The sequence below is a fragment of the Candidatus Streptomyces philanthi genome, assembly GCF_059553635.1.
This window is the reverse complement of sequence record NZ_JCANQV010000060.1, coordinates 1-24,512: the sequence shown is the minus strand read 5'-3', so window position 1 is coordinate 24,512 and position 24,512 is coordinate 1. Positions and strand designations below refer to the sequence as shown.

Sequence of the window (24,512 nt, the reverse complement as noted above, 5' to 3'; positions counted from 1 at the left end):
CGGCCACCAGCCCTACACCCCCGACGAAGTCCGCGAAGCACTCCAGATCGGACCGGACGCACCGATCATCACCACCGACGCGCGCCACCGCAGCGAGGCCAAGAGCGCGCTGATCACCTTGGTGGAGCACGCCCTGATGGCCCGCCTCCGCTGACCCCCGAACCCGGAAGGCCCCCGCACACCTGCCAGGTGCGGGGGCCTTCGTCGTTCGGGCCGGCTGCCTCAGCCGTCCACGAAGTGGTCGAACTCGCCGGCCTTCACGCCGAGGATGAACGCCTTGAGGTTGGCGGGGGTGGTGGTGAGGACGACCTCGGGATCGTCGCTCTCACACAGCTTGATGGTGTGGGGGTCGGGGGCGGCGACATGAATACACTGCGCGCCCTCATTGCTGTACGAAGACTTCTGCCAGTTGTACGTAGCCACGCCGCGTCCCCTCAGTCGTCAACGAAGTGGTCGAACTCCCCCGCTTTAATCCCCAGGATGAACGCCTTCAGGTTGGCAGGGGAAGTAGTGAGGACAATGTCCGGGTCATCGCTCTCGCACAGCTTGATCGTGCGGGCATCAGGGGCGGCGACGTGGAGGCAGTTCGATCCCTGCGCGCTGTACGACGACTTCTGCCAGTTGTACGTAGTCATATGCCTTCTTTCAGAGTTCCTGCGCAATACGACGGATCGAGCGACGAGACGCTTCCGGCCCAAGAGCCCTGGCTTCCATGTGCTCCAAGATGATGCGATAGGTAGCCAACTTGGCTTCCGCGTCAACAATCTCAGAGCCGTGATCGGTATCGAGCAGCACTGTATCCAGTTGCGACACAGCTCCTTCGAGGTAGTCAAAGGGCTGCCCGGAGTTCGGTAGGGCACCCGAACCGAACGGGGTGAGCAGGAGGGTAACGTCTTCACGTTCGCTCATGTCCAGTAGGTACTCAAGCTGCTTGCGCATGACGACCGGGCCACCGATCTCCATGCGCAACGCAGCCTCGTGGAGGATTGCCGTGATGGGCGCCGGCTTCTCTCCATGGAGAACTGCCTGCCGCTTGATGCGATGTGAGACTCGGTGCTCTACCTCGTGCGGCGGAAAGTGGGGCACGTATGCGGCGAAGACGGCACGCGCGTATTCCGCGGTCTGCAGGAGCCCAGGGACATAGAGGTTCGCGGCGATGCGGAACCTGGTCGTGTGGTATTCGAGTTCGGCGATATCCAGCAGCTGATGCGGAAGGATCTCGCGATACTCCTCCCACCACCCGCGCGTCCTGCCTCCGGTCATCCCGGCGAGGGCATCGATCAGTTCCTGGTCCGTACAGCGGTAGTGGTGCGCGAGCGCGCGGACTCGGTCGGCGCTGACGGCATAACGTCCGGTCTCGATGTTGCTCATACGCCCCTGCGAGGCGCCAAGAAAGGCACCCGCCTCCGTGGCCGTCATATCTGTCTGCTCGCGCAGCCTGCGCAGCTCGCGACCGAGCCGACGCTGTCGGGCCGTTGGCGGAACGTTGTTCGGTGCCATGGGATCTCACCTCTGCTCTCCGGTGTCTCGTGGAGCAGCGTCCCCCACACGAGGGGCATTGGAGTTCATTCCTTCAGAACGATGGAGTGCACTCCAGTGGACGCGCTACCTTGTGGGCAAGGCCACTCTCCATCAGGGCTCCCAACCCCTATCCGGAGGAATCCATGCACACCGTATCGCCACAGGCCAACACCCCCGACCACACCAACCCCCCACACCCCACCGGCACCCTCCACCCCGAACTCTCCGAGATGGCCAACGAGTTGGCACCCCGACTGTTCGCCGTCGCTCAGCAGTACCCCGTCGGGGACGGGGAGGTGGACGGGTGCATCGCCGCCTGGGGGCTGGCGTACGAGGACGGGCGGGCGCAGGTGATCAGTACCGGGGACCAGGCGCATCTCCACCTCAATTCGCCGGAGAGCGCGGTGCGCTGGTTCGGGCTGGCGGAGGGTACCCAGGCGTGGCTCATCTGGCCGGGCTCGGGGAAGCTGTCCGCCTGAGAGCAGGTGACGGCACCGGCATACCCGGAGGGCGCGGGGGCTTTCCCGCACGAGCCCCGTTGGCAGCGGTCGGGTGTGCAAGGTGACCGGACAACGCGCTTCCGCCATCGGTAGGGATTTCCCCGAGTGCTAGAAACCCCTCAGGGCTGGCACCCAAACGATGGCGGCTGCCCGCTCCGTATCGGCGGACGGGCACCCCGAGCCAACCGGACCGGGGCCGACGAGAGATAGGGAGGCCGCCCGCCCCGACCGCACCACTCACTCAGTCCACTCGAAAGACACTCTGAGGAGCTCTCGTGACCACCTCCGCTATGCAGTCCACCACCGCCCGCCCGTGGGGCGTCGGACGGCTCGCGCCGTATCCGACCTCCGTCCGCCGCCCGCACACCACCGTCACCATCGATCCCGTCACGCAACTCGGCGTGTTCCGCGACAGTGCCGGCCAGGTGGTCGAGATGGGCAAGCACGGCACCAGCTCCGGCACCGAGACCCACACGACCACGAATTCCGACTCGGCGCCCGATCAGGGACACGACCAGGACAGCCAGCAGGACTGATGCTCGCGACCGAGGAGAGGCCGGTCCTGGTGGCCACGGAGGCGGACGACATCACCGCCGACATGGTGATCACCCAGCTCAACCGGCGGAATGTGCCGGTGGTCAGGTTCAACCCCGCTGACATCGGCGTGGACCTGACGGTCTCGGCTCGGTTCGGTACCTGCCCGGCCCCTGTGGCCGGGCAGGTCCGTACCCCGTCGAGAACCACCGACCTGGCTCAGTTACGGGCGGTGTACTGGCGCCGCCCCTTCTGGCCCACCTTCCAGCACCTGGACGATGACGATGCGCGATTCGCTGCGGCGCAGGTCCGCTACGGGCTCGGAGGTACCCTCTACGCCCTCGACGGTCCACTATGGGTCAACCACCCGCTCCGCAACGCTGCCGCCGACTACAAGCCGTCTCAGCTCGCTTTCGCGCAGAGGCTCGGTCTCACCGTGCCGCCAACCCTCGTGACCAACGACCCTGATGAGGCACGGGAGTTCATTACCTCCCACAGACAGGTGATCTACAAGACACTGCGGTGGACCCCATATGACCGAGAGGGAGTCCCGGTCACCGGATGGACCGATCCGGTCACGTCCGACGAAGTTGACGACAGTGTGCGCGTGGCGCCCCACCTGTTCCAGTCCCGCGTGGACAAGATCGCCGACCTGCGAGTGCTGGTGGTCGGCCGGCAAGTGTTCGCCGTACGCATTGACTCCGGCTTGCTGGACTGGCGTAAGGACTACTCCGCCCACTCATACGCCGTGGTGGATCTGCCCGACCACTTGGACACGGCCCTTCTTGCTTACCTTGACCACTTCGGGCTGGTGTCCGGGAGCTTTGACCTGGCCATGGACAGGGCTGGTGACTACTGGTGGCTGGAGCTGAATCCGAACGGCCAGTGGGGATGGCTGGAAGAGAGGACCGGGCTTGAGATGTCCGCCGCATTCGCTGACCTGCTGACACGAGGAGAGACCCCATGACCGGTACCGCGCCGGAGCGCCGCGCCCTCGCCGATCGGCTGGAGAAAGCCGGTGTCCTCACCACTCCCCAGTGGCGGGCAGCGGTGGAGGCCGTACCGCGCGAGCTGTTCCTGAACCCGGGAGTGTTCCTGCCCGAGGACGGCGGCCGGTGGCGGCCGGTCACCGCAGCCGGGACCGACCCGGCCGAGTGGGCAAAGATCGCATACAGCGACCGGTCCCTGACCACTCAGCTCGACGGACGCCGCACCGCCGACCAGGCCAGCGGTCTCGTCACAGGCTCCCCCACCTCGTCATCCACCACCCCGGTCACCGTGGTGGGCATGATCGAGAGTCTGGAGGTGGCGGACGGGCACCACGTGCTGGAGATCGGCACGGGCACCGGCTACTCGTCGGCCCTGATGTGCCATCGGCTCGGTGAGGACAACGTGACCACGATCGAGGTGGACCCCGAGGTGTCGGCCCGCGCGGACGCCGCGTTGGAAGCGGCCGGGTTCGAGACGTGGACCGTGACCGGGGACGGGCTCCTTGGCCACCCCCGCCGCGCCCCGTACGACCGCGTGATCGCAACCTGTGCTGTCCGCCGTATCCCCCACACCTGGATCAGGCAGACCAAGCCGGGCGGCATCATCCTGGCCACCGTCGGCGGCTCCTGGCACTACGGCACGGGCCTGGCGAAGGTCACCGTCGGCGCGGACGGCACCGCCGAGGGGCGGATCATCGGCCGCTCCTCCTTCATGCAGGCACGATCCCAGGCCGCGCTCCCCGTGTCCGGCGACCTGTCGGCCCGTACGGCCTACGCCGACAGCGAGCGGGCGGCGAAGGTGCCGCCCGTCGTGCTGGAGGAGTGGATGCCCGCCTTCCTCGCCCAGCTCGCGGCGCCCGGCGCGCAGTTCGTCCGCGCCGCTACGTCCGAAGGCGCCCGGCTTCTGTACCTCTTCGACCCGGAGCGCGAGTCCTTCGCCGCCTTCACCGCTCACGGCGACGGCTGGAGCGTGCGCCAGGGCGGCCCCGTGGCGCTGTGGGACGACATCGAGCGGGCACTCACCGCGTGGCAGGACGCGGGAAGCCCCGGCATCACCGCCGTACGACTCCACATCACGAACAGGGCCCACACGTACTGGATCGAGGGCCACCCGGCACTGCGGTGGCAGCACCGCCTCGCCTGAGCGAGTGCCGGACCCGACCGGCTGCCCCCGCGTACGCCGAAGGCCCTGGTCCCCCCGCAGGGGACCAGGGCCTCAGTCGTCGTTCAGCGCTGCCAGCTGGTGGCGGCCTGGAAGCCGCGGACGCGCTCCAGGCGGCGCCAGCGGGGGGCCGTGGTGCGGGGGCGGGCCGGGGTGGCCGGGCGGTGGGCGGCGCGGGCCAGGAGGACGGCGGTCAGCGCGGCGAGTTCCTCCTCGCTGGCCTGGCCCTTCTCCACGCGGATGGGGTGGGTCCTGAGAGTGTCGGCAGGGTTCACGGTCGTTCGTCTCCGTCGTCGCGGTGGCAGTGCCGGGTCGGTGGTGCCGCGCGGGGCTACTGGGGCGGGTTGCCGTGCTTACGGGCCGGCAGGTCCGCGTGCTTGGTGCGCAGCATGTCCAGGGCGCGGACGAGGGTGTGGCGGGTGTCGGCGGGGTCGATGACGTCGTCGACGAGGCCGCGCTCGGCCGCGTAGTACGGGTGCATCAGCTCGGACTTGTACTCCTTGACCATGCGGGTGCGCATGGCGTCGGGGTCCTCGGCCTCGGCGATCTGCCGGCGGAAGATGACGTTGGCCGCGCCCTCGGCGCCCATGACGGCGATCTCGTTGGTGGGCCAGGCGTAGGTGAGGTCCGCGCCGATGGACTGGGAGTCCATGACGATGTAGGCGCCGCCGTACGCCTTGCGCAGCACGATGGAGATGCGCGGGACGGTGGCGTTGCAGTACGCGTAGAGCAGCTTGGCGCCGTGGCGGATGATGCCGCCGTGCTCCTGGTCAACGCCGGGCAGGAAGCCGGGGACGTCCAGCAGGGTGATGATCGGGATGTTGAACGCATCACACATCTGGACGAAGCGGGCGGCCTTCTCGGACGCCTCGATGTCCAGGACGCCGGCCAGCGACTGCGGCTGGTTGGCGATGATGCCGACGACCTTCCCGTCCAGGCGGGACAGGGCCACGATGATGTTGGTCGCCCAGCGCTCGTGGATCTCCAGGAACTCGCCGTCGTCGACGATCTCCTCGATGACCTTGCGCATGTCGTAGGGGCGGTTGCCGTCCGCCGGGACGAGGTCGAGCAGCACGTCGCCGGAGCGGTCGGCCGGGTCCTCGCAGTCGACGGTCGGCGGGTTCTCGCGGTTGTTGGCCGGGAGAAGGGAGAGGAGGTAGCGGACCTCCTCCAGGCAGGTGGTCTCGTCGTCGTAGGCGAAGTGGCACACACCGGAGGTCTCGGCGTGGACGTCGGCGCCGCCCAGACCGTTCTGGGTGATCTCCTCGCCGGTGACCGCGCGGACCACGTCCGGGCCGGTGATGAACATCTGGGAGGTGTCGCGGACCATGAACACGAAGTCGGTCAGCGCGGGCGAGTACGCCGCGCCGCCGGCGCAGGGGCCGAGCATGACCGAGATCTGCGGGATGACACCGCTCGCCTTGGTGTTGCGCTGGAAGATGCCGCCGTAGCCGGCCAGCGCCGAGACGCCCTCCTGGATACGGGCGCCGGCGCCGTCGTTCAGCGACACCAGGGGGGCGCCGGCCTGGATGGCCATGTCCATGATCTTGTGGATCTTGGTGGCGTGGGCCTCGCCCAGCGCTCCGCCGAAGATCCGGAAGTCGTGTGCGTAGACGAACACCGTCCGGCCGTGGACCGTGCCCCAGCCGGTGATCACACCGTCGGTGTACGGCTTCTTGGCCTCCAGGCCGAAGCCCGTCGCCCGGTGCCGCCGCAGCGGCTCCACCTCGTTGAAGGAACCCTCGTCCAGCAGCAGCTCGATCCGCTCGCGGGCCGTCAGCTTGCCCTTGGCACGCTGGGCTTCGGTCGCTCGCTCGCTGGGGCCTCGCCGAACCTGCTCACGGATGGCGTGGAGTTCGGCGACGCGCCCGCGGGCGTCGGTGGCGCCGGCGGGCACATCTTCGACAGTGGTCATGCATCGACGGTACGCGGAGGGCGCCTCCTGGGCCGATGTCGATTTCTTACAACGTCGGCCGCGATTTGGTGGGCAAGCAGTACAGATGCGTCCTGGAGGCAGGGTGGGCACCGTCCGCCGAACGGGTGTGACGCTGTACTCCGTCTGTATGGGGCCGACAAAACCCCGGACGGACGGTGAGATGAACCACGGGAGGCGCGCGGCGGGCGCTCAGGGCAGGGCGACGGTACAGGTGAAGGTGGCGCAGGCGGTGCCCGGGGTGATCCGCAGCCGCAGGGCGCGGCCCGCGGCCCGCACCTCGACGGCCGGGTCACGGTCGAGGACGGCACGCACCGGGTGGTACCAGACGATCTCCAGCGGCTCCCCGGAGCGGTCGGGAGCGGCGGCGCACAGCACGGCGGTGCGGGTGCGGGGGTCGGTGCGTACGAGGACGCCGGCCGGGCCGTCCGCGGCGAGGGGTCCGGCACGTCCGGCGCGCCAGAAGTTGACGGCGGTCAGGCCGAGGGCGGGGACGGCGACGCCCTGGCGGGTGCCGGTGTGGGCGAGGACGGTGAGCCGGGGGTCCGCGGCGCGGGCGGCGGTGGCACGCGCGGTGGCGCCGGGCAGCAGGAGATAGGTGTAGCGGGCGCCGGTGGGGTCGGTGCCGTGGTCCTGCCGGAGCGTCAGGTAGCGGCGGGTGAGGGGCCGGGGCGAGGAGCCGGTGTTGATGTCGTGCCAGGAGCCGGTGCGGTCCTCGCGCAGGGCGTGCAGCCGGGTGCCGCCGGGGAAGACGTAGCCGCCGTGGCCGGCGAGGTGGGCCCAGCGGGCGTGCGGGAGGACGTGGGTGCGGCCGGGGGTCGTGGCGCGGGGGACGCCGTCGACGAGGAGGGGCGCGTCGCCGTCCGCGCCCAGCGCGCGGTTGTCGACGACGGTCTCGGCGGGGACGCCGTCGCGGGAGGTGATCGCCGCGCCGAGGCAGAGGACGCCGTCGTCGAGGAAGAACCAGGACTTCCGGGCGGTGAGGGTGGAGGCGAGGCCCCGCAGGTCCTGGCCGACGGCGGCGTAGGTGCCGTCGGTGGTGCCGCCGACCCAGCGGGCGTCCGGTCGCGGCGCTCCCCAGCCGCCGCCCTCGTTGTCGGCGAGGCGCCGGGTGGAGACGGTGGTGCCGGGCAGCCGGTAGGGGTCGACGGTGGGCCAGTAGGCGTCCGTGTACTGGTCGTCGGCCGGGCCGTCGCCCCACCAGGAGAGCATTCCGGCGCCGGTGTGCCAGCCGCGCGGGTTCTCGCCGTTGCCGTTCTCGTAGTGGGCGATGCGGTCGGAGGCCATGGAGAGGGCGGCGGTCCAGCCGGGGCGGCGGTGCACGGCGCGGTCCATGGCGGGGAAGAGGCGGTGGCCGACGGGCTCGGGTGCGGCGGGGACGTCACTCTCCGCGATGGCGTGGAGGCGGGCGAGGTCGGCGGCGGTGTACTGGCGGTCGGTGAGGACGGGCCGGGTGCGGTCGCGGACGATCCAGCCCTTGACCAGGGCGTGCCGCCGTCGGCGGGTGGCCGGGTCCTCGCTCTCGGCGAGCAGGGCGACGGCGGCGATCAGGGTGTGGCCGTGGAAGTGGTCGCTGCGGGTGAGGTGGCGTTCGTCGGTGAGGAGGTCGCCACGGCTGATGGCGCGGCCGTTGACGCAGTCCATCATCAGGCCGTTGTGGACGAACGGGGCGAAGGCGTGCTCGACGCTGTCGGCGATGTTCCGCCGGGCCGGGTCGGTGACGTCCCACGGGGAGCCGGCGAGCAGGAAGAAGAGGCGGGCGAGGCCGTCGAGGAGGACGGTGCCGTAGGTGCCGGTGTACGGGACGGAGGTGTGCTGGACGAACGAGCCGTCGGCGTAGAGCCCGTCCCCCTCGGTCACGTGGCGGAAGACCGGGGAGAGCGCGTCGCGGGCGAGGGCAATGGTGGCGGGGTCGCGGCCGAGGACGCCGCGCAGGGCGGTGACGCGGCACAGGTCGACGCGGTTGGCGCCGGTGCTGACGCCGGTGTAGGGGCCGAGCAGGGTGTCGGGGACGAAGTGGGCGACGGCGGCGAGGCAGCGGGCGCGCCGTGCGTCGCCGAGGCCGCCGGGGGCGTGGGCGTCGAGGAGGGCGGCGGTGTCCAGGAGGGCGCGGGGGCTGCCGATCCGCCACTCCCACCAGTTGCCGTAGGGGGTGGTGGCGGGGTGGTAGACGGTGGCGTCGAGGTGGTCGAGGCCGGTGAGGACGGCGGTGGCGAGGCGGGGGTCTCCGGTGCGGCCGGTGCCGGGTTGGGCGTACGCCTGGGCCATGACGGACAGCCGCTCGTAGCCGGCGGTGATGCCGGTGGGCGGGTCGTGGGGGCGGTCGGGCCAGAGGGAGTGCGCGGTGGGCCGCATGGTCCGGCGGAAGGTGTCGGCGAGGGTGCCGGTCTCGCGCAGGGCGGTGGTGTACGGCTCGGGGGCGGGGGCGGGGCCGGTGCCGAGGAGGAGGCCGGTCCAGCGGTGGAGGAGGGCGGTGAAGGGGTCGTGGGCGGCACTCGCGGGTGCGGCGGCGGCCGCGGTGAGGGCGGTGGCCGTGGCGAGGAAGCGGCGGCGGGTCCAGTGCGGCATGTGCGGTCCTCCCCGTGGCGGTGGTGCGGGGCCCTGGGGTTCCTGTAGCACCGGGGGCGGGGGGCGGCAATGACCGGCGTGAGGGCACACCCGGGACAACATGTTGAAAGTTGAACCAGATGCCGTTATGGTGAATCTCGTTGAAGGTTAAACAACACCTCGGCGGGTCACCCGCCGTCCCGTCTTCGAGGAGGAGCCATGGCTCTGTTCACCCGCAAGCGCACCGCAGCCCCCGCCGCCACGACCGTGGCCCCCGCCCCCCAGGCGGACCCCGCGCTGGCCGCCCTGACCGGCGACTACACCATCGACCCGGCCCACAGCAGCATCGGCTTCACCGTCCGCCACGCCATGGTCACCAACGTCCGCGGCGCCTTCGGACAGCACGAGGGCTCCCTGCACCTGGACGGCAGCGACCCGGCCCGCTCCACGGCCTCGATCGACGTCACCATCGCCAGCGTCGACACCGGCATCGCCGACCGTGACGCGCACCTGCGCGGCGGCGACTTCTTCGACGCGGAGAAGTTCCCCCTGATGACCTTCCGCTCCACCGCCGTCGAGCAGGTGGGCGCCGACACCTTCCGCGTCACCGGCGACCTGACCATCAAGGACGTCACCCGCCCCCTCTCCGTCGACCTGGAGTTCCAGGGCGCGGCCACCGACGTCTACGGCGCCGAGCGGGTCGGTTTCGAGGGCAGCGCCGAGATCCTGCGCTCCGACTGGGGCCTGACCTGGAACGCGGCCCTGGAGGCCGGCGGTGTCATGGTCAGCGACAAGGTCAAGCTGGTCTTCGACATCTCCGCCGTCAAGGCCGCCTGACCCGCCCGCACACCCCGCGGCCCCGCGCCGGCCCCGTCCCCCGGGGGCCCTGGCGCGGGGCCGCGGCCCGTGTACGGCTACTCCGCCGGTTCCACCCCGGCCCGCAGCAGCCCGTACGCGTAGGCGTCGTCGAGGGCCTGCCAGGAGGCGGCGATGACGTTGTCGGCGACGCCGACCGTGGACCACTCACCGTGGCCGTCGGTGGTGGAGACCAGGACGCGGGTGGTGGAGCCGGTGCCCTGGCTGCCCTCCAGGATGCGGACCTTGTAGTCGACCAGCTCGATCCGCGCGAGCTGGGGGTAGATCCGCTCCAGGCCGACGCGCAGGGCGCGGTCCAGGGCGTTGACCGGGCCGTTGCCCTCGCCGGTGGCCACGATCCGCTCGCCCTTGGCCCAGATCTTCACGGTCGCCTCGTTGGCGTGGGTGCCGTCGGGGCGGTCCTCGACGATCGCCCGCCAGGACTCCACCCGGAAGAACCGCGGGGCGCGCCCCTGCGGCCCGCCGCGCTGGAGCTCGTCGCGCAGCAGCAGTTCGAAGGAGGCGTCGGCGGCCTCGTAGGTGTAGCCCGCCAGTTCGCGTTCCTTGACGCGGGCGACGACCCGGCCGACCAGGTCGCGGTCGCCGCTCAGGTCGATGCCGAGTTCCTTGCCCTTCAGCTCGATCGAGGCGCGGCCGGCCATGTCGGATACCAGCATCCGCATGGTGTTGCCGACCAGCGCCGGGTCGATGTGCTGGTAGAGGTCCGGGTCGACCTTGATGGCGGAGGCGTGCAGCCCGGCCTTGTGGGCGAAGGCCGAGACTCCGACGTAGGGCTGGTGGGTGGAGGGCGTGAGGTTGACGACCTCGGCGATGGCGTGCGAGATCCGGGTGGTCTCCGCGAGCCGGCCCGCGGGCAGGACCGTGCGGCCGTACTTCAGCTCCAGGGCGGCGACGACGGGGAAGAGGTTGGCGTTGCCGACGCGTTCGCCGTAGCCGTTGGCGGTGCACTGGACGTGGGTGGCGCCCGCGTCGACCGCGGCCAGGGTGTTGGCGACGGCGCAGCCGGTGTCGTCCTGGGCGTGGATGCCCAGCCGGGCGCCGGTGTCGGCGAGGACGGTGCGGACGACGTCCGTGATCCGCGCGGGCAGCATGCCGCCGTTGGTGTCGCAGAGCACCACCACATCGGCGCCCGCCTCGTGCGCGGTGCTCACCACCGCGGTGGCGTAGCCGGCGTCGAGGGCGTAGCCGTCGAAGAAGTGCTCGCAGTCGAGGAAGACCCGCCGGCCCTGGGCGCGGAGGTACGCGACGGTGTCCCGGACCATCGCGAGGTTCTCCTCGGGCGTGGTGCGCAGCGCCAGTTCCACGTGCCTCACGTGCGACTTGGCGACGAGGGTGATGACCGGGGCCCCGGACTCCAGCAGCGCGGCGACCTGCGGGTCGTCCTCGACCCGGACCCCGGCCTTGCGGGTGGCGCCGAAGGCGACCAGCTGCGCGTGCCGGAAGTCGATCTCGGCGCGGGCCCGCCGGAAGAACTCGGTGTCCCGGGGGTTGGCACCCGGCCAGCCGCCCTCGATGAAGCCGACGCCGTAGTCGTCGAGGTGACGGGCGAGGGTCAGCTTGTCGGCGACGGTCAGGTTGATGCCCTCACGCTGGGCGCCGTCGCGCAGCGTGGTGTCGAACACGTGGAAGTCGTCGGACGGGCGGTCGGAGGGCGAGGTGGGGGCGGGGGCGTCCGTCATGCTGGTGTGGCTCCTGTCGGGATCTCGGTCTACCGGAATAACCGGTTCCACCGTCCCTCCATGGTCCCTCGCACTCCGTTCCCGGTGCCGGGTGGGTTCCGGAAACGAAAAAACCTCTCGCGGGTGCGAGAGGTCTGCGCGCGGGTCTGGGACGACGGTGGCCGCGCCGTACGGGTTCGTACGGGCGGTCACTGCGGACCGGCGCGCCTGCTGCCAATAATCATGGCGAACGAGAGCACGGGGGCAGTCTGGCACAGCACCGCCCCCGGTGCCCCCGCGTCTCAGGATGCGAGCACGCGCCCGCCCGCTTCCGTGTCCTTGCCGTCCTTGCCGCCCTTGCCGACCCGGTGCAGGTCGATGCTGCGGGTCTCGCGCATCGTCAGGTAGACGACCAGGGAGACGGCCGCGCAGCCGGAGACGTACCAGGGGAAGCCGGACTCGATCCCGGCGTTCTTGAACCACAGCGCGACGTACTCGGCGGTGCCGCCGAAGAGGGCGTTGGCGATGGCGTACGGGAGGGCGACGCCGAGGGCGCGGACGCCGGTCGGGAAGAGTTCGGCCTTCACGCAGGCGTTGATCGAGGTGTAGCCGGTGACGACGACCAGGGCGAGCAGCGAGAGGCCGAGCGCGGGCCAGAAGCTGCCGGCGTGCCGCAGCAGGGTCATGATCGGCACGGTCAGCAGCGTCGAGCCGACCGCGAAGGCGATCAGCAGCGGGCGGCGCCCGATCCGGTCCGAGAGCAGGCCGGCCAGCGGCTGGAGGCACATGAAGACGAACAGGGCGCAGAAGCTGACCAGCGAGGCGGTGGACTTCGGCAGGCCGGCGCTGTTCGAGAGGTACTTCGTCAGATAGGTGGTGTACGTGTAGTACGCGACGGTGCCGCCCATGGTCAGGGCGATGACGAGGAACGCCTCGCGCTTGTGCGCCATCAGCGCCTTGAGGGTGCCGCGGTCGGGGTCGCTGCGGGCGTCGTCGTCGGCGGCGTAGACCTCGGTCTCCAGCATGGTGCGGCGCAGGTAGAAGACGACGGCGGCGCCCAGCGCGCCGATCACGAACGGGATGCGCCAGGCCCAGTGATGCAGTGCCTGGTCGGACAGGGTGCGCTGGAGGAGGATCAGGAGGCCGAGGCCGAGGAGCTGGCCGGCGGTCATCGACACGTACTGGAAGCTGGAGGCGAAGCCGCGGCGGTCGGCGGAGGACGCCTCGGTGAGGTAGGTGGCGCTGGCCGCGTACTCGCCGCCGACCGACAGGCCCTGGAGCATCCGGGCGACGAGCAGTACCGCCACCCCGCCGTATCCGGCCACCGCGTAGGTGGGGGCGACGGCGATCAGGACCGCGGAGGCGGACATCAGGGTGACGGTCAGGGTGAGCGCGGCCTTGCGGCCCCGGCGGTCACCGACGCGGCCGAGCAGCCAGCCGCCGACCGGGCGCAGGAAGAAACCCACGGCGAAGATGCCCATGGTGTTCATGAGGTTGGCGGTGTCGTTCCCCTTGGGGAAGAACGCGTCCGCGAAGTACACCGCGAAGCTGGCGTACACGAACCAGTCGAACCACTCGACCATGTTCCCGGCCGAACCGACCCAGATCTTCTTCCACTGCTCTCGTCCCATGGACGATCACGGTCGCCGAGGCGGGCCCGGTCGGCAAGGGGCGCGCACACAACGATCACGCGTACTTGTGTGCCTTGCGGTCACGCCGGGGGAGCCAGGGCCTCCTCGGCGAACTCCCGTACGTGGTCGCGGACCCCGTCGCGGTCGACGCCCGGCAGGCCGACGACGAGATGGGTGGCGAAGCCGTCGAGGAGGGCGCGCAGGCGGGTGGCGAGACGTTCGGCGTCCACGGGGCGGAACGCGCCGTGCGAGACGCCCTCGACGAGGAGCGCGACGAGATCGCGGTGCCAGGCGAGTTCCAGGTCGAGCTGGCGCTCGCGTGCCTCCTCCCCCGCGCTCCGGGAGCGGTTCCACACCTCCAGCCACAGCGTCCAGCGGGGATCGCCGGGCCCGTCGGGGAGGTAGAGGTCGATCAGCGCGTCCAGCCGCTCGCGGACCGGGACGCGGCGGGCGAGGGCGGCCCGGCGCTCGGCGCCGAGCTGCTCCTCGCTCCAGCTCAGGGTCTGGAGCAGCAGCTCGTCCTTGGTACCGAAGTAGTACAGGATGTGGCCGCTGCTCATCCCGACCTCGCGGCCCAGGCCCGCCATCGTCAGCCCGTCCAGTCCCCGGTCCGCGATGGTGGTCATGGCGGCGGCGAGGACCTGCTCGCGCGGCCGGCTGAGCCGCCGCCGCGGTCGGGACGCGGATGGGGGCACGGGTACCTCCGGGGTGCTGGGGTCAGACCTGCGGTTGCTGCTGGGTGATGCAGTGGATGCCGCCACCCGCCGCGAAGATCGTACGGGCGTCGACCAGGGTGACCGTGCGACCGGGGAAGAGACGGCGGAACAGCGCGGCGGCCTCCTCGTCGCGCGGGTCGCCGAAGGCGCACAGCACGACGCCGTCGTTGCAGAGGTAGTGGTTGATGTACGAGTGGTCGACCGGTGCGCCGTCGGCCTCGGTGACGGTGGGGGCGGGGACCTCCACGACCTCCAGCCGGCGGCCGCGGGCGTCGGTGGCGGCGCGCAGCAGTGCGGCGATCTCGGCGCAGACCTCGTGGTCGGGGTGGGCGGGGTCCGGCTGGCTGTGGACGAGGACGACGCCGGGGCGGGCGAAGGCGGCGACGATGTCGACATGGCCGCGGGTGCCGAACTCCCCGTAGTCGGCGGTCAGTCCGCGCGGCAGCCAGATCGCCTTGGTGGTGCCCAGGTGGGCGTGGATCTCGGCCTCGACCTGCTCGGCGGTGCGGCCGGGGTTGCGGCCCGGGTCGAACTGCACGGTCTCGGTGAGCAGGACGGTGCCCTCGCCGTCGACATGGATGCCGCCGCCCTCGTTGACCAGCGAGGAGCGGTAGACGCGGGCGCCGGCCCGCTCGGCGACATCGCGGCCGACGGCGGCGTCGTGGTCCCAGCGGGCCCAGTCCTGGGCGCCCCAGCCGTTGAACACCCAGTCGGCGGCGGCGAGCCGGCCGTTGCCGGTGAGGAAGGTGGGGCCGATGTCGCGCATCCAGGCGTCGTCCAGCGGCCGCTCGACAAGGTCGATGTCCGGGCCGAGCAGGGCGCGGGCGCCGGGCGCCGCACCCGGACGGGTGACGACGGTGACCGGCTCGAAGCGGCGGACCGCGCGGGCGACGGCCGCCCAGGCGTGCCGCGCCCTGGCCAGCGTCTCGCCGCCCTCCTCGCCGAACGTGGGGTTGGCGCCGGGCCAGGCCATCCAGGTGCGCGTGTGCGGGGCCCACTCGGGCGGCATGCGGAAACCGTCGGCGGCGGGGGTGTTCATGCGGGTCCTCACGGGGTGCGGGTCGGTGGCGGGAGGGGTGGGGCCGGCGCCCGGAGGCGCACCGGGCGCCGGCGCCCGTGGTGTGACACCGCCGCGGGGCAAGGGACGCCCCGCCGCGGCGGTGTCACGCCGGTACGGCCCGGTGGGGGCCGCCCTGAGCGGCGGGGAGGCGGGCTCCCCCGCCGTCACAGGAAGTACAGCCGCGACAGGGAGACGGACTCGGCCGGGTCGGAGCGCACGGGCGTGCCGTCGAGGGTGACCAGTCCGCTGCGCGCGTCCACCCGCACCTCGCCGGTGCGGGTGTTGCGGACGAGGTCGGCGGGGCCGATGCCGCGGGTGCCGCGCACCGCGACCCTGCGGCGCCTGGTGGGCAGGCCGTCGCCGCCCGCCTCGGCGGCGGCGCGGGAGACGAAGGCCACGGAGATCTCGGCCGGGGTCGCGCCGTACGCCCCGAACTGCGGGCCCAGGACGAGGGGTTCGCAGGTGTCGGTGGCCGCGTTGGGGTCGCCGGTGACGCCGTACGCGGGGAAGCCGGACTTCAGGACGAGCTGCGGCTTGGCGCCGAAGTACCGCGGTGACCACAGCACGATGTCCGCCATCTTGCCGGCCTCGATGGAGCCGATCTCGTGCGCGAGGCCGTGGGCGATGGCGGGGTTGAGGGTGAGCTTGGCCATGTAGCGCAGCACCCGCGCGTTGTCGTCGTGCGGGCCGTCGCCCTCCAGGGGGCCCAGCTCGGCCTTCATCTTCCCGGCCATCGCGAAGGTGCGCCGCACGGTCTCGCCGGCGCGGCCCATGCCCTGCGCGTCGGAGGAGGTGATGCCGATCGCGCCGAGATCGTGCAGCACGTCCTCGGCGCCCATGGTGCCGGCCCGGATGCGGTCGCGGGCCATGGCGGCGTCGCCCGGCAGATCGGTCTTGAGGTCGTGGACGGAGACGATCATGCCGTAGTGCTCGGCGACCGCGTCCCGGCCGAAGGGGAGGGTGGGGTTGGTGGAGGACCCGATGACGTTCGGGACGCCCGCCATCCTCAGGACGTTGGGGACATGGCCGCCGCCGCAGCCCTCGATGTGGAAGGCGTGGATGGTGCGGCCCTCCAGCACCGCGAGGGTGTCCTCCACCGACAGGCACTCGTTCAGTCCGTCGCTGTGCAGGGCGACCTGGACGTCGTGCTCCTCGGCGACGCGCAGCGCGGTGTCCAGGGCGCGGGTGTGGGCCCCCATGTCCTCGTGCACCTTGAAGCCGCAGGCGCCGCCCTCGGCGAGCGCCTCCACGAGCGGGCCCTCGCCGGAGGACGAACCGCGGCCGAGGAAGCCGATGTTGACGGGCCAGGCGTCGAAGGCGCCGAAGGTGTGACCCAGCGCCCAGGGGGAGTTGACGCCGACGCCCCACACCGGTCCGAACTCCTGGCCGATGATCGTGGTGACGCCGGAAGCCAGTGAGGCTTCCATGATGCGGGGCGAGAGCAGATGGACATGGGTGTCGACGGCACCCGCGGTGGCGATCAGCCCCTCACCGGGGACGATGGTCGTACCGGTGCCGACGACGACGTCCACGCCGTCGAGGGTGTCGGGGTTGCCGGCCCGGCCGATCGCGTGGATGCGGCCCTCGCGGATGCCGATCGACGTCTTGCGGATGCCCTGGACGGCGTCGACGACCAGGACGTTGCTGATCACGATGTCGCAGGTGTCGCGGACCGTGGCGGCCTTGAGGTGCATCCCGTCGCGGGCCGTCTTGCCGAAGCCGGCGAGGAACTCGTCGCCGGGCCGCTGGGAGTCGGCCTCGACGCGGACGACGAGGCCCGTGTCGCCCAGGACGACCCGGTCGCCGGCCCGGGGGCCGTGCACCGCCGCGTACTCGTGGGGGTCGATGCCGCTCACGCCGTCTCCTCCGTTCCCAGGTAGCCGCAGGCGGCGGCCCGCCGCAGCGCCTCCTCCTTGGCCCCCGGCGCGTCCAGGGGGCCGTCGACCAGTCCGGCGAAGCCGATCGCGATCCGGTCGCCGCCGATCGGCACCAGTCCGACCTCCGCCGTCTCCCCGGGCCCGAACCGGGCGGACGCGCCGGCCGGTACGCACAGCCGCATCCCGTACGCGGCGGCCCGGTCGAAGGACAGCCGGGGGTTGGCCTCGAAGAAGTGGAAGTGCGAGGTGACGCTGACCGGCACGGTCGCGGTGTTGCGGACGGACAGCCGGAGGACGGGCTCGGGCGCGGGTGCGGCGGGGCCGGGGAGGACCGCGCCGGGCGGGTACGGGGCGGGGCCGTCCGAGGTCGGTGCGGCGGCGCGTATCGGGTCGGTGACCACGGCGAGCCGGGTGCCGTCGTCGAAGACGGCCTCGACCTGTACCTCGGTGACGATGGCGGCCACGCCCGGCAGGACGTCGTCGGGACCGAGCACCGCGCGTCCCGCCTCGACGGCCTCGGCGAGGCGGGCGCCGTCGCGGGCCGCCTCGCAGACGGTGTCCGCGATCAGCGCGGTCGCCTCGGGCACGTTCAGCCGCCGTCCGCGGGCACGGCGCGCCCGGGCCAGTTCGGCGGCGCCGAACAGCAGCAGCCGGTCACGCTCCGTCGGGGTCAACCGCATCCGTCACACCTCCAGCACGTTTTAGAGCGTCACTCTAAAACGCGTGGAGGCCGACGAGTAAGGGGCTTGGGCGCTAATGGGACGTAAAGCACATGGCTCATTGACCACTGTTCAAAGACGGTGGCGCGCATGAAGAAGCCGCCCGCCGCGTTCCGGGAACGCGGCGGGCGGCTCGTGGAGCGCTCCGGGCCCTACTCCCCCAGCGGGTGCATCCAGTCGTGGGTGTCGGCGGCGGCGCCGGTCTGGATGTCCAGCAGCGCCTTGCGCAGCCGCATCGTGACCTCGCCGGGCGCGCCGTCGGCGACCTTCCAGTCACCGCGGGCCGACTTCACCTGGCCGACGGGGGTGATGACCGCGGCGGTGCCGCAGGCGAACACCTCGGTCAGCTCGCCGCTCGCGGCGTCCGCCTTCCAGTCCTCGACGGAGATCCGGCCCTCGGCGACCTCGTGGCCCAGGTCGGCGGCGATGGTCAGCAGCGAGTCGCGGGTGATGCCGGGCAGCAGGGAGCCGGTCAGCTCGGGGGTGACGATGCGGTTGCCGTACACGAAGTACAGGTTCATCCCGCCCATCTCCTCGACCCAGCGGCGCTCGATGGCGTCCAGCCAGACCACCTGGTCGCAGCCCTTCTCGGCGGCCTGCGCCTGGGCGACGAGGGAGGCGGCGTAGTTGCCGCCGGTCTTGGCGGCGCCGGTGCCGCCGGGGGTGGCGCGGACGTACTCCTCCGAGAGCCACACCGAGACCGGCTTCACGCCGCCGGGGAAGTAGGCGCCGGCCGGCGAGGCGATGACGACGAAGAGGTATTCGTTCGCCGGGCGGACGCCGAGGCCCACCTCGCTGGCGAACATGAAGGGCCGCAGGTAGAGGGACTCCTCGCCGCTGGCGGGCACCCATGCCTTGTCCTGGCGGACGAGGGCGTCGCAGGCGTCGACGAAGGTCTCGACGGGCAGTTCGGGCATGCCCAGGCGGCGGGCGGACGCCTGGAAGCGGCGGGCGTTGGCGTCCGGGCGGAAGGTGGCGACGGAGCCGTCGGGCTGGCGGTACGCCTTCAGCCCCTCGAAGATCGTCTGGGCGTAGTGCAGGGTCATGTTCGCCGGGTCGAGCGAGAGCGGCCCGTACGGCACGAGCTGCCCGTCGTGCCAGCCGCGGCCCTCCGTCCACTTGATCGTCACCATGTGGTCGGTGAAGTGCCGGCCGAAGCCCGGGGAGGCGAGGATGCGCTCGCGCTCGGCGTCGGACAGCGGGTGCGCGGAAGGCTTGAGTTCGATCGTGGGCGTCGTCATGAATGCGTGTCCTTCACTGCGTCCTACGGTGCCGCGGGTCACCGGCCCGGCCCTGCGGCCAGGGGTCCGGGGAGGCCCCCGGAGGTGCGGCACCGTGATGGTGCGACCGCGCACGCCATACACCCTGATACGTCCGGTATCGTCCGGATTTTCGTGGTTTCTGGTGGGCGGCGGCTCACGTCCGATTATCGCTCGTGGTTCTCCGCCGACGGAATGTTGCGTCGGCCACGGATTCATGGACGGCGGTCGCGGGGAAAAGGGGCGGCGCCGGGCCCTGGAAGGGACCCGGCGCCGGGAGGGAGTGGTGCGGCGCGGGCGTCAGCCCGCTACGCGCGCGGCGAGCGCGTCGCCGATCTCGTCCGTGGTGCGGGCGGTGCCGTCCCGGGACTCCAGGTCGGCCGCGACGGCCTCCTCGATCCGGACGGCCTCCTTCTCCAGGCCGAGGTGGCGCAGGAGCAGCGCGACCGAGAGGACCGTGGCGGTCGGGTCGGCCTTGCCGGTGCCCGCGATGTCCGGGGCGGAGCCGTGCACCGGCTCGAACATCGACGGGAAGGTGCCGTCCGGGTTGATGTTGCCCGAGGCGGCCAGGCCGATGCCGCCGGTGACGGCAGCGGCGAGGTCGGTGAGGATGTCGCCGAAGAGGTTGTCGGTGACGATGACGTCGAACCGCTCGGGCTGGGTGACGAAGAAGATCGTCGCGGCGTCGACGTGCAGATAGTCGGTGGTGACCTCGGGGTACTCCCGGCCGACCCGGTCGAAGACGTTCTTCCACAGGTGCCCGGCGTGGACCAGGACGTTGTTCTTGTGGACCAGCGTCAGCTTCTTGCGCGGACGCGCGTTGGCCCGCTCGTACGCGTCCCGGACCACGCGCTCGACACCGTAGGCGGTGTTCACGCTGACCTCGGTGGCGACCTCGGCGGGGGTGCCGGTGCGCAGGCTGCCGCCGTTGCCGGTGTAGGGGCCCTCGGTGCCCTCTCGGACGACGACGAAGTCGATGGCGGGTCGGCCGGCGAGCGGGGTGGCGGTGTTCGGGAAGAGCTTCGACGGACGCAGGTTGACGTAGTGGTCGAAGGCGAAGCGGAGCTTGAGCAGCAGTCCGCGCTCCAGGACACCGGAGGGGACGGACGGGTCACCGATGGCGCCGAGGAGGATCGCGTCGTGCTCCTTGAGCGATGCCAGGTCCTCGTCCGGCAGGGTGTCGCCGGTCGCGTGCCAGCGCCTGGCGCCGAGGTCGTACTCCTTGGTCACCAGCTCGGTGTCCTGCGGGAGGGCGGCGGTGAGGACCTTGAGGCCCTGGGCCACGACCTCCGGGCCGATGCCGTCACCGGGGATCACTGCGAGGCGAATGCTGCGAGACATGACGCGACCCTACTCTCCGTCCCATTCATTGACACGTCGCGTCCGCCATGCGGACACACGGGGTGCCGGTCGGGCACCGTTCACCCCGCGTACCGCGCCCCGCCGGCCCGCGCCGGCACGCCCCGGTCGGTCAGTGGCCGGTGGCGCCGCCGTTGTCCCGGCGGTCCAGGGCCCGCTGGAGCGCGGCGGCGGCGTTCTTGCGGTCGGCCTCGTTGGCGGAACGGGCGGAGTGACGGGTCCTGCGGACAGCGGCGGTCACGGCCATGATGCGTCTCCAATGCGAGAGCCCCGGGACAGGGGGGCACGTCGGTACGGGATCGGCCTAAGGGGCGGGAGCCGCGGCGCGGCAGGGGTCACCTGCGCTCACGCGCCGGGCCGCATCCGCCGTCGCTCGATGGAGCGGGACGTTCGGCTTCCTACAACGCTAGGACAGCGGAGCCGTGATGTCTGCACAATTACTTGGCCTTCCTACTATCTGAGACGAACGCCACGCGTCCGTACGCACACGACCGCCCCCTGCCGTGGCGGCAGGGGGCGGTCGCCGGGTGCGGTGCCGCGTCAGCCCATGTGCGGGTAGCGGTAGTCGGTCGGGGCGACCATCGTCTCCTTGATGGCGCGCGGCGACATCCAGCGCAGCAGGTTGAACTTGGAGCCGGCCTTGTCGTTGGTGCCCGAGGCGCGGCCGCCGCCGAACGGCTGCTGGCCGACGATCGAGCCGGTGGGCCGGTCGTTGAGGTAGAAGTTGCCGGCCGCGAAGCGCAGCTTGTCGGAGGCGGCCGCCAGCACCTCGCGGTCCTGGGCGAGGACGGCGCCGGTCAACGCGTACGCCGAGGCCGACTCCATCTGCTCCAGCATCGCGTCGAAGGCGTCGTCCTCGTAGACGTGGACGGCGATGACCGGACCGAAGTACTCGGTCTTGAAGACCTCGTTCTCCGGGTCGGTGCAGACGATGACGGTCGGGCGGACGAAGTAGCCCACCGAGTCGTCGTAGCTGCCGCCGGCGACGATCTCACAGGTCGGGTCGGCCGCGGCACGGTCGATCGCCGCCTTGTTCTTGGCGAACGAGCGGTCGTCGATGACGGCGCCCATGAAGTTCGACAGGTCGGTGACGTCACCCATGGTCAGGCCCTCGACCTCGGCGACCAGGTCGTCCTTGAGGCCGCCCTCCCACAGGGAGCGCGCGATGTAGGCGCGCGAGGCGGCGGAGCACTTCTGGCCCTGGTACTCGAAGGCACCGCGGGTGATGGCGGTCTTGAGGATCGCGGGGTCGGCGCTGGGGTGGGCGACGATGAAGTCCTTGCCGCCGGTCTCGCCGACCAGGCGCGGGTAGGAACGGTAGCCCGCGATGTTCTCGCCGATGGCCTTCCACAGGTACTGGAAGGTCGCGGTGGAGCCGGTGAAGTGGACGCCGGCCAGCTCCGGGTGCGGCAGGGCGACCTCGGAGACCTCCTTGCCGTCACCGGTGACGAGGTTGATGACGCCCTTGGGCAGACCCGCCTCCTCCAGCAGCTGCATCAGCAGCACGGCGGAGTGCGTCTGGGTCGGCGACGGCTTCCACACGACCACGTTGCCCATCAGGGCCGGGGCGGTCGGCAGGTTGCCGGCGATGGCGGTGAAGTTGAAGGGCGTGATCGCGTAGACGAAGCCCTCCAGCGGGCGGTGGTCCAGGCGGTTCCAGACACCGTTGGGCTGCACCAGCGGCTGCTCCTGGAGCAGCTCCCGCGCGAAGTGCACGTTGAAGCGCCAGAAGTCGACGAGCTCGCAGGGCGCGTCGATCTCGGCCTGCTGGGCGGTCTTGGACTGGCCGAGCATCGTCGAGGCGGCGATGGTCTCGCGCCAGGGGCCGGAGAGCAGGTCGGCGGCCTTCAGCAGGATCGCGGCGCGGTCGTCGAAGGACATGGCGCGCCAGGCCGGGGCGGCGGCGAGGGCCGCGTCGATCGCGTCCTGGGCGTCCTGGCGGGTGGCGTTGGCGTACGTGCCGAGCACGGCCTTGTGGTTGTGCGGCTGTACGACGTCGAAGCGCTCGCCGCCCCCCATCCGCTTGACGCCGTTGATCGTCATGGGCAGTTCGAGCGGGTTGCCGGCCAGCTCCTTGAGCTTGGCCTCCAGCCGGGCGCGCTCGGGCGAGCCGGGGGCGTAGCCGTGCACCGGCTCGTTGTACGGGGCGGGGACGTGGGTCACAGCGTCCATGGTGGCCGTGTCTCCTTCGATGGGGGTGTGCGGGGACGTGAGGGTGGTCGGTTCGCCGGTCGCGGTGGCGTGCGGGCGGGGCCGTGGTCTCCCGGGGGACGCTTCCCCCGGGCCCCCGGCCCCAGACTCGCACATCCGGGCGGATCAGCCGCGGGTCGCCAGCGAGCGGAGGAAGAACGTGAGGTTCGCGGGGCGCTCGGCGAGCCGCCGCATGAAGTATCCGTACCAGTCCGTGCCGTACGGGACGTAGACGCGCATCCGGTGCCCCTCGGCGACCAGCCGCTCCTGCTCGGCCTGGCGGATGCCGTAGAGCATCTGGAACTCGAAGTCGGCGGGCTTGCGGCCGTTGCGGTGGGCCAGCTCCTGGGCGATGGCGACCATCCGCGGGTCGTGCGAACCGATCATGGGGTAGCCCTGGCCCGCCATGAGGATCTTCAGGCAGCGGACGTACGCCTTGTCGACCTCCCGCTTGTCCTGGAAGGCGACGGTCGCGGGCTCCTTGTAGGCGCCCTTGACCAGGCGCACCCGGGAGCCCTCGCCGGCCAGCGCGCGGCAGTCGTCCTCGGTGCGGAAGAGGTAGGACTGGAGCACCGCGCCGGTGCCGGGGAAGCGCGCGCGCAGCTCGGCGAGGATGGCCAGGGTCGAGTCGACGGTGGTGTGGTCCTCCATGTCGAGGGTGACCGTCGTGCCGGCCTCGGCGGCGGCCTCGACCACCGGGGTGACGTTCTTGAGCGCCAGTTCGTGGCCGCCGGACAGGGCCTGGCCGAAGGCGGAGAGCTTGACGGACATCTCGGCGCGGGGGCCGAGGCCGAGGGGGGCGAGCGCCTCGGTCAGCCGGAGGTAGGCGTCGCGGTTGCGCAGGGCCTCCGCCGGGTCGGTGATGTCCTCGCCGAGGAAGTCGAGGGTGACCTCCATGCCCCGGGCGGCCAGCGCGCGGACGGTCGTCATCGACTGATCCAGTCGTTCTCCGGCGACGAACCGGTCGACGACCGGACGGGTGACCGGAGCGGCCGCGACGACGCGGCGGATGCTGTCGCTGCGCGCGGCGGCGAGGAGCACGGGACCCAGCATGGGGCACCTCCACGATTCAGGATGACAAATGCCGGGCGGGCGCCGGTCGGGCGGCGCGACGGCAAGTTGAGCCACCTGAAACTTAAGGATCCCGTCATCTTTCAGCCATCGACAGCTGTCACGCCTTCGTGGCCGGGATCTCAGACAGATGTATGAGAATGGGGTGAGGAGGCGATACCACGGCAGCCCTCCGGAGCCTTCGGTGCTGCCGGTGCCACTGGTGCCATTGGTGAGGAAGTACGGCCCGGGACGGCAGTACATGACGAGAGGAGCCGACCGGCCGATGCGGGGCGACTACCAGCAGCTCGTGGACGAGATCTCGGCGGCCCTGGGGGCCCCCGCGACCTTGGAGGACCGCGACTTCGGGCTGATCGCGTTCGGCGCGCACGAGGGCGAGGACGACGAGGTCATGGACCCGGTACGGACCCGCTCGATCCTCCAGCGCCGCTCGTCGGCCGCGGTACGGGCCTGGTTCGAGGCGTTCGGCATCGCCCGGGCGCGCACCCCCCTGCGCATCCCCCCGGACCCCGCGGCCGGCGTGTTCAAGGGCCGGATCTGCCTGCCCGTACGGCACCGCGGCATCGTCCACGGCTATGTCTGGCTGCTGGACGACGGCCATCTGACCGACCTGGAGCTGGGGGGCTCCGCCGCCCCCGCCGACCCCCGGATCACGCAGGCCATGGAGACCGCCGCCCGCATCGGCGCGCTGCTCGCGGACGAGGCGCGCGCCGGCGCCGAGCTGGGCGAGCTGCTGCGGGACGTGCTGCTGTCGAGGCCCGCGGCCCGTCCGGCCGCGACCGCAGCGCTCCGCGACGCCCTGCGGGACACCCTCCGCTTCACCCTGGGCACACCGCTCACCCTGGTCGCGGTGGTCCCCTGGGACACCACCGACACCGAGGCGGCGCCCCCGCCCAGCCTTCCCGGCCTG

At 71.6% G+C, this 24,512-nt stretch carries 22 protein-coding genes and 2 pseudogenes; 7 read left to right on the top strand and 17 right to left on the bottom strand.

Annotated elements, in window-relative coordinates; genetic code table 11:
- A pseudogene (locus tag AC51EU_RS10295) lies at positions 1 to 154 on the top strand (ATP-binding protein); the annotation flags it as partial.
- 68 nt (positions 155 to 222) lie between these two features.
- Here AC51EU_RS10295 and AC51EU_RS10290 read toward each other — a convergent pair.
- From AC51EU_RS10290 to AC51EU_RS10280, 3 genes are read right to left on the bottom strand one after another with little or no spacing between them, the layout of a single operon-like run.
- Positions 223 to 423, bottom strand: coding sequence for a DUF397 domain-containing protein (locus AC51EU_RS10290; protein ID WP_496266457.1), 201 nt, complete (start codon positions 421 to 423; stop codon positions 223 to 225).
- Positions 424 to 434: 11 nt separating this feature from the next.
- Entirely contained in the window at positions 435 to 635 is a 201-nt protein-coding gene (locus AC51EU_RS10285; protein WP_496266456.1) for a DUF397 domain-containing protein, read from the bottom strand.
- 10 nt (positions 636 to 645) lie between these two features.
- Positions 646 to 1,500 carry a helix-turn-helix domain-containing protein gene (locus AC51EU_RS10280; RefSeq protein WP_496266455.1) on the bottom strand — a complete coding sequence of 285 codons (855 nt, stop codon included), beginning with the start codon at positions 1,498 to 1,500 and terminating at the stop codon, positions 646 to 648.
- 164 nt (positions 1,501 to 1,664) lie between these two features.
- Between AC51EU_RS10280 and AC51EU_RS10275 the strand changes: the two genes are divergently transcribed.
- The 4 genes from AC51EU_RS10275 to tgmC all read left to right on the top strand — a co-directional run bounded on the left by AC51EU_RS10275 (position 1,665) and on the right by tgmC (position 4,688).
- Positions 1,665 to 2,000, top strand: coding sequence for a hypothetical protein (locus tag AC51EU_RS10275; protein WP_496266454.1), 336 nt, complete (start codon positions 1,665 to 1,667; stop codon positions 1,998 to 2,000).
- Positions 2,001 to 2,311: 311 nt separating this feature from the next.
- The gene (gene tgmA / locus AC51EU_RS10270; protein WP_496266458.1) at positions 2,312 to 2,557 is read left to right on the top strand and encodes a putative ATP-grasp-modified RiPP; all 246 of its coding nucleotides are present in this window, start codon (positions 2,312 to 2,314) and stop codon (positions 2,555 to 2,557) included.
- Positions 2,557 to 3,522, top strand: a complete 966-nt coding sequence (gene tgmB, locus AC51EU_RS10265) for an ATP-grasp ribosomal peptide maturase (protein ID WP_496266453.1) — start codon at positions 2,557 to 2,559, stop codon at positions 3,520 to 3,522. Before tgmA ends, tgmB begins: the two co-directional genes overlap by 1 nt.
- Positions 3,519 to 4,688, top strand: a complete 1,170-nt coding sequence (tgmC, locus tag AC51EU_RS10260) for an ATP-grasp peptide maturase system methyltransferase (RefSeq protein ID WP_496266452.1) — start codon at positions 3,519 to 3,521, stop codon at positions 4,686 to 4,688. Before tgmB ends, tgmC begins: the two co-directional genes overlap by 4 nt.
- Positions 4,689 to 4,771: 83 nt before the next feature.
- Here the strand turns inward: tgmC and AC51EU_RS10255 are convergent, their stop codons facing one another.
- The 3 genes from AC51EU_RS10255 to AC51EU_RS10245 all read right to left on the bottom strand — a co-directional run bounded on the left by AC51EU_RS10255 (position 4,772) and on the right by AC51EU_RS10245 (position 9,207).
- Positions 4,772 to 4,981, bottom strand: a complete 210-nt coding sequence (locus AC51EU_RS10255) for an acyl-CoA carboxylase epsilon subunit (protein WP_496266451.1) — start codon at positions 4,979 to 4,981, stop codon at positions 4,772 to 4,774.
- A 56-nt stretch (positions 4,982 to 5,037) separates the two neighbouring features.
- A complete protein-coding gene (locus AC51EU_RS10250; protein WP_496266450.1) occupies positions 5,038 to 6,621 on the bottom strand; it encodes an acyl-CoA carboxylase subunit beta in 1,584 nt (527 codons plus the stop codon).
- 210 nt (positions 6,622 to 6,831) lie between these two features.
- Positions 6,832 to 9,207, bottom strand: a complete 2,376-nt coding sequence (locus tag AC51EU_RS10245; RefSeq protein WP_496266449.1) for a polysaccharide lyase 8 family protein — start codon at positions 9,205 to 9,207, stop codon at positions 6,832 to 6,834.
- Between the two features lie 198 nt (positions 9,208 to 9,405).
- On the opposite strand from AC51EU_RS10245, the gene AC51EU_RS10240 reads away from it, so the two are divergent.
- Entirely contained in the window at positions 9,406 to 10,023 is a 618-nt protein-coding gene (locus AC51EU_RS10240) for a YceI family protein (RefSeq protein WP_496266447.1), read from the top strand.
- Between the two features lie 77 nt (positions 10,024 to 10,100).
- Here AC51EU_RS10240 and cimA read toward each other — a convergent pair whose 3' ends face one another.
- From cimA to AC51EU_RS10185, 11 genes are all read right to left on the bottom strand, one after another.
- Positions 10,101 to 11,741, bottom strand: coding sequence for a citramalate synthase (cimA, locus tag AC51EU_RS10235; protein ID WP_496266446.1), 1,641 nt, complete (start codon positions 11,739 to 11,741; stop codon positions 10,101 to 10,103).
- A 281-nt stretch (positions 11,742 to 12,022) separates the two neighbouring features.
- On the bottom strand, positions 12,023 to 13,351 hold the full coding sequence (locus AC51EU_RS10230) for an MFS transporter (RefSeq protein WP_496266445.1): 1,329 nt from the start codon (positions 13,349 to 13,351) through the stop codon (positions 12,023 to 12,025).
- An 80-nt stretch (positions 13,352 to 13,431) separates the two neighbouring features.
- Positions 13,432 to 14,046: a TetR family transcriptional regulator C-terminal domain-containing protein gene (locus AC51EU_RS10225; protein ID WP_496266444.1), complete on the bottom strand. Its 615-nt coding sequence runs from the start codon at positions 14,044 to 14,046 to the stop codon at positions 13,432 to 13,434.
- A gap of 22 nt (positions 14,047 to 14,068) precedes the next feature.
- On the bottom strand, positions 14,069 to 15,106 hold the full coding sequence (locus AC51EU_RS10220) for an agmatine deiminase family protein (RefSeq protein WP_496266443.1): 1,038 nt from the start codon (positions 15,104 to 15,106) through the stop codon (positions 14,069 to 14,071).
- 185 nt (positions 15,107 to 15,291) lie between these two features.
- A complete protein-coding gene (locus AC51EU_RS10215; protein WP_496266442.1) occupies positions 15,292 to 16,983 on the bottom strand; it encodes an urease subunit alpha in 1,692 nt (563 codons plus the stop codon).
- Positions 16,980 to 17,684: an urease subunit gamma gene (gene ureA / locus AC51EU_RS10210; RefSeq protein ID WP_496266441.1), complete on the bottom strand. Its 705-nt coding sequence runs from the start codon at positions 17,682 to 17,684 to the stop codon at positions 16,980 to 16,982. The genes AC51EU_RS10215 and ureA overlap by 4 nt, the downstream gene beginning before the upstream one ends.
- Before the next feature lie 191 nt (positions 17,685 to 17,875).
- Positions 17,876 to 18,964 (bottom strand): branched-chain amino acid aminotransferase, encoded by a 1,089-nt coding sequence (locus tag AC51EU_RS10205; RefSeq protein ID WP_496266440.1) that lies wholly within the window; start codon positions 18,962 to 18,964, stop codon positions 17,876 to 17,878.
- A gap of 318 nt (positions 18,965 to 19,282) precedes the next feature.
- The gene (locus AC51EU_RS10200) at positions 19,283 to 20,323 is read right to left on the bottom strand and encodes a 3-isopropylmalate dehydrogenase (RefSeq protein WP_496266439.1); all 1,041 of its coding nucleotides are present in this window, start codon (positions 20,321 to 20,323) and stop codon (positions 19,283 to 19,285) included.
- A 130-nt stretch (positions 20,324 to 20,453) separates the two neighbouring features.
- Positions 20,454 to 20,588 carry a hypothetical protein gene (locus AC51EU_RS10195; RefSeq protein ID WP_496266437.1) on the bottom strand — a complete coding sequence of 45 codons (135 nt, stop codon included), beginning with the start codon at positions 20,586 to 20,588 and terminating at the stop codon, positions 20,454 to 20,456.
- Positions 20,589 to 20,881: 293 nt separating this feature from the next.
- Entirely contained in the window at positions 20,882 to 22,513 is a 1,632-nt protein-coding gene (gene pruA, locus AC51EU_RS10190) for an L-glutamate gamma-semialdehyde dehydrogenase (RefSeq protein WP_496266436.1), read from the bottom strand.
- Between the two features lie 144 nt (positions 22,514 to 22,657).
- Complete coding sequence (locus AC51EU_RS10185) at positions 22,658 to 23,584, bottom strand: proline dehydrogenase family protein (protein WP_496266435.1); 927 nt, start codon at positions 23,582 to 23,584, stop codon at positions 22,658 to 22,660.
- A gap of 283 nt (positions 23,585 to 23,867) precedes the next feature.
- Here AC51EU_RS10185 and AC51EU_RS10180 point away from each other — a divergent pair.
- Positions 23,868 to 24,512 (top strand): annotated as a pseudogene (locus tag AC51EU_RS10180) (PucR family transcriptional regulator); the annotation flags it as partial.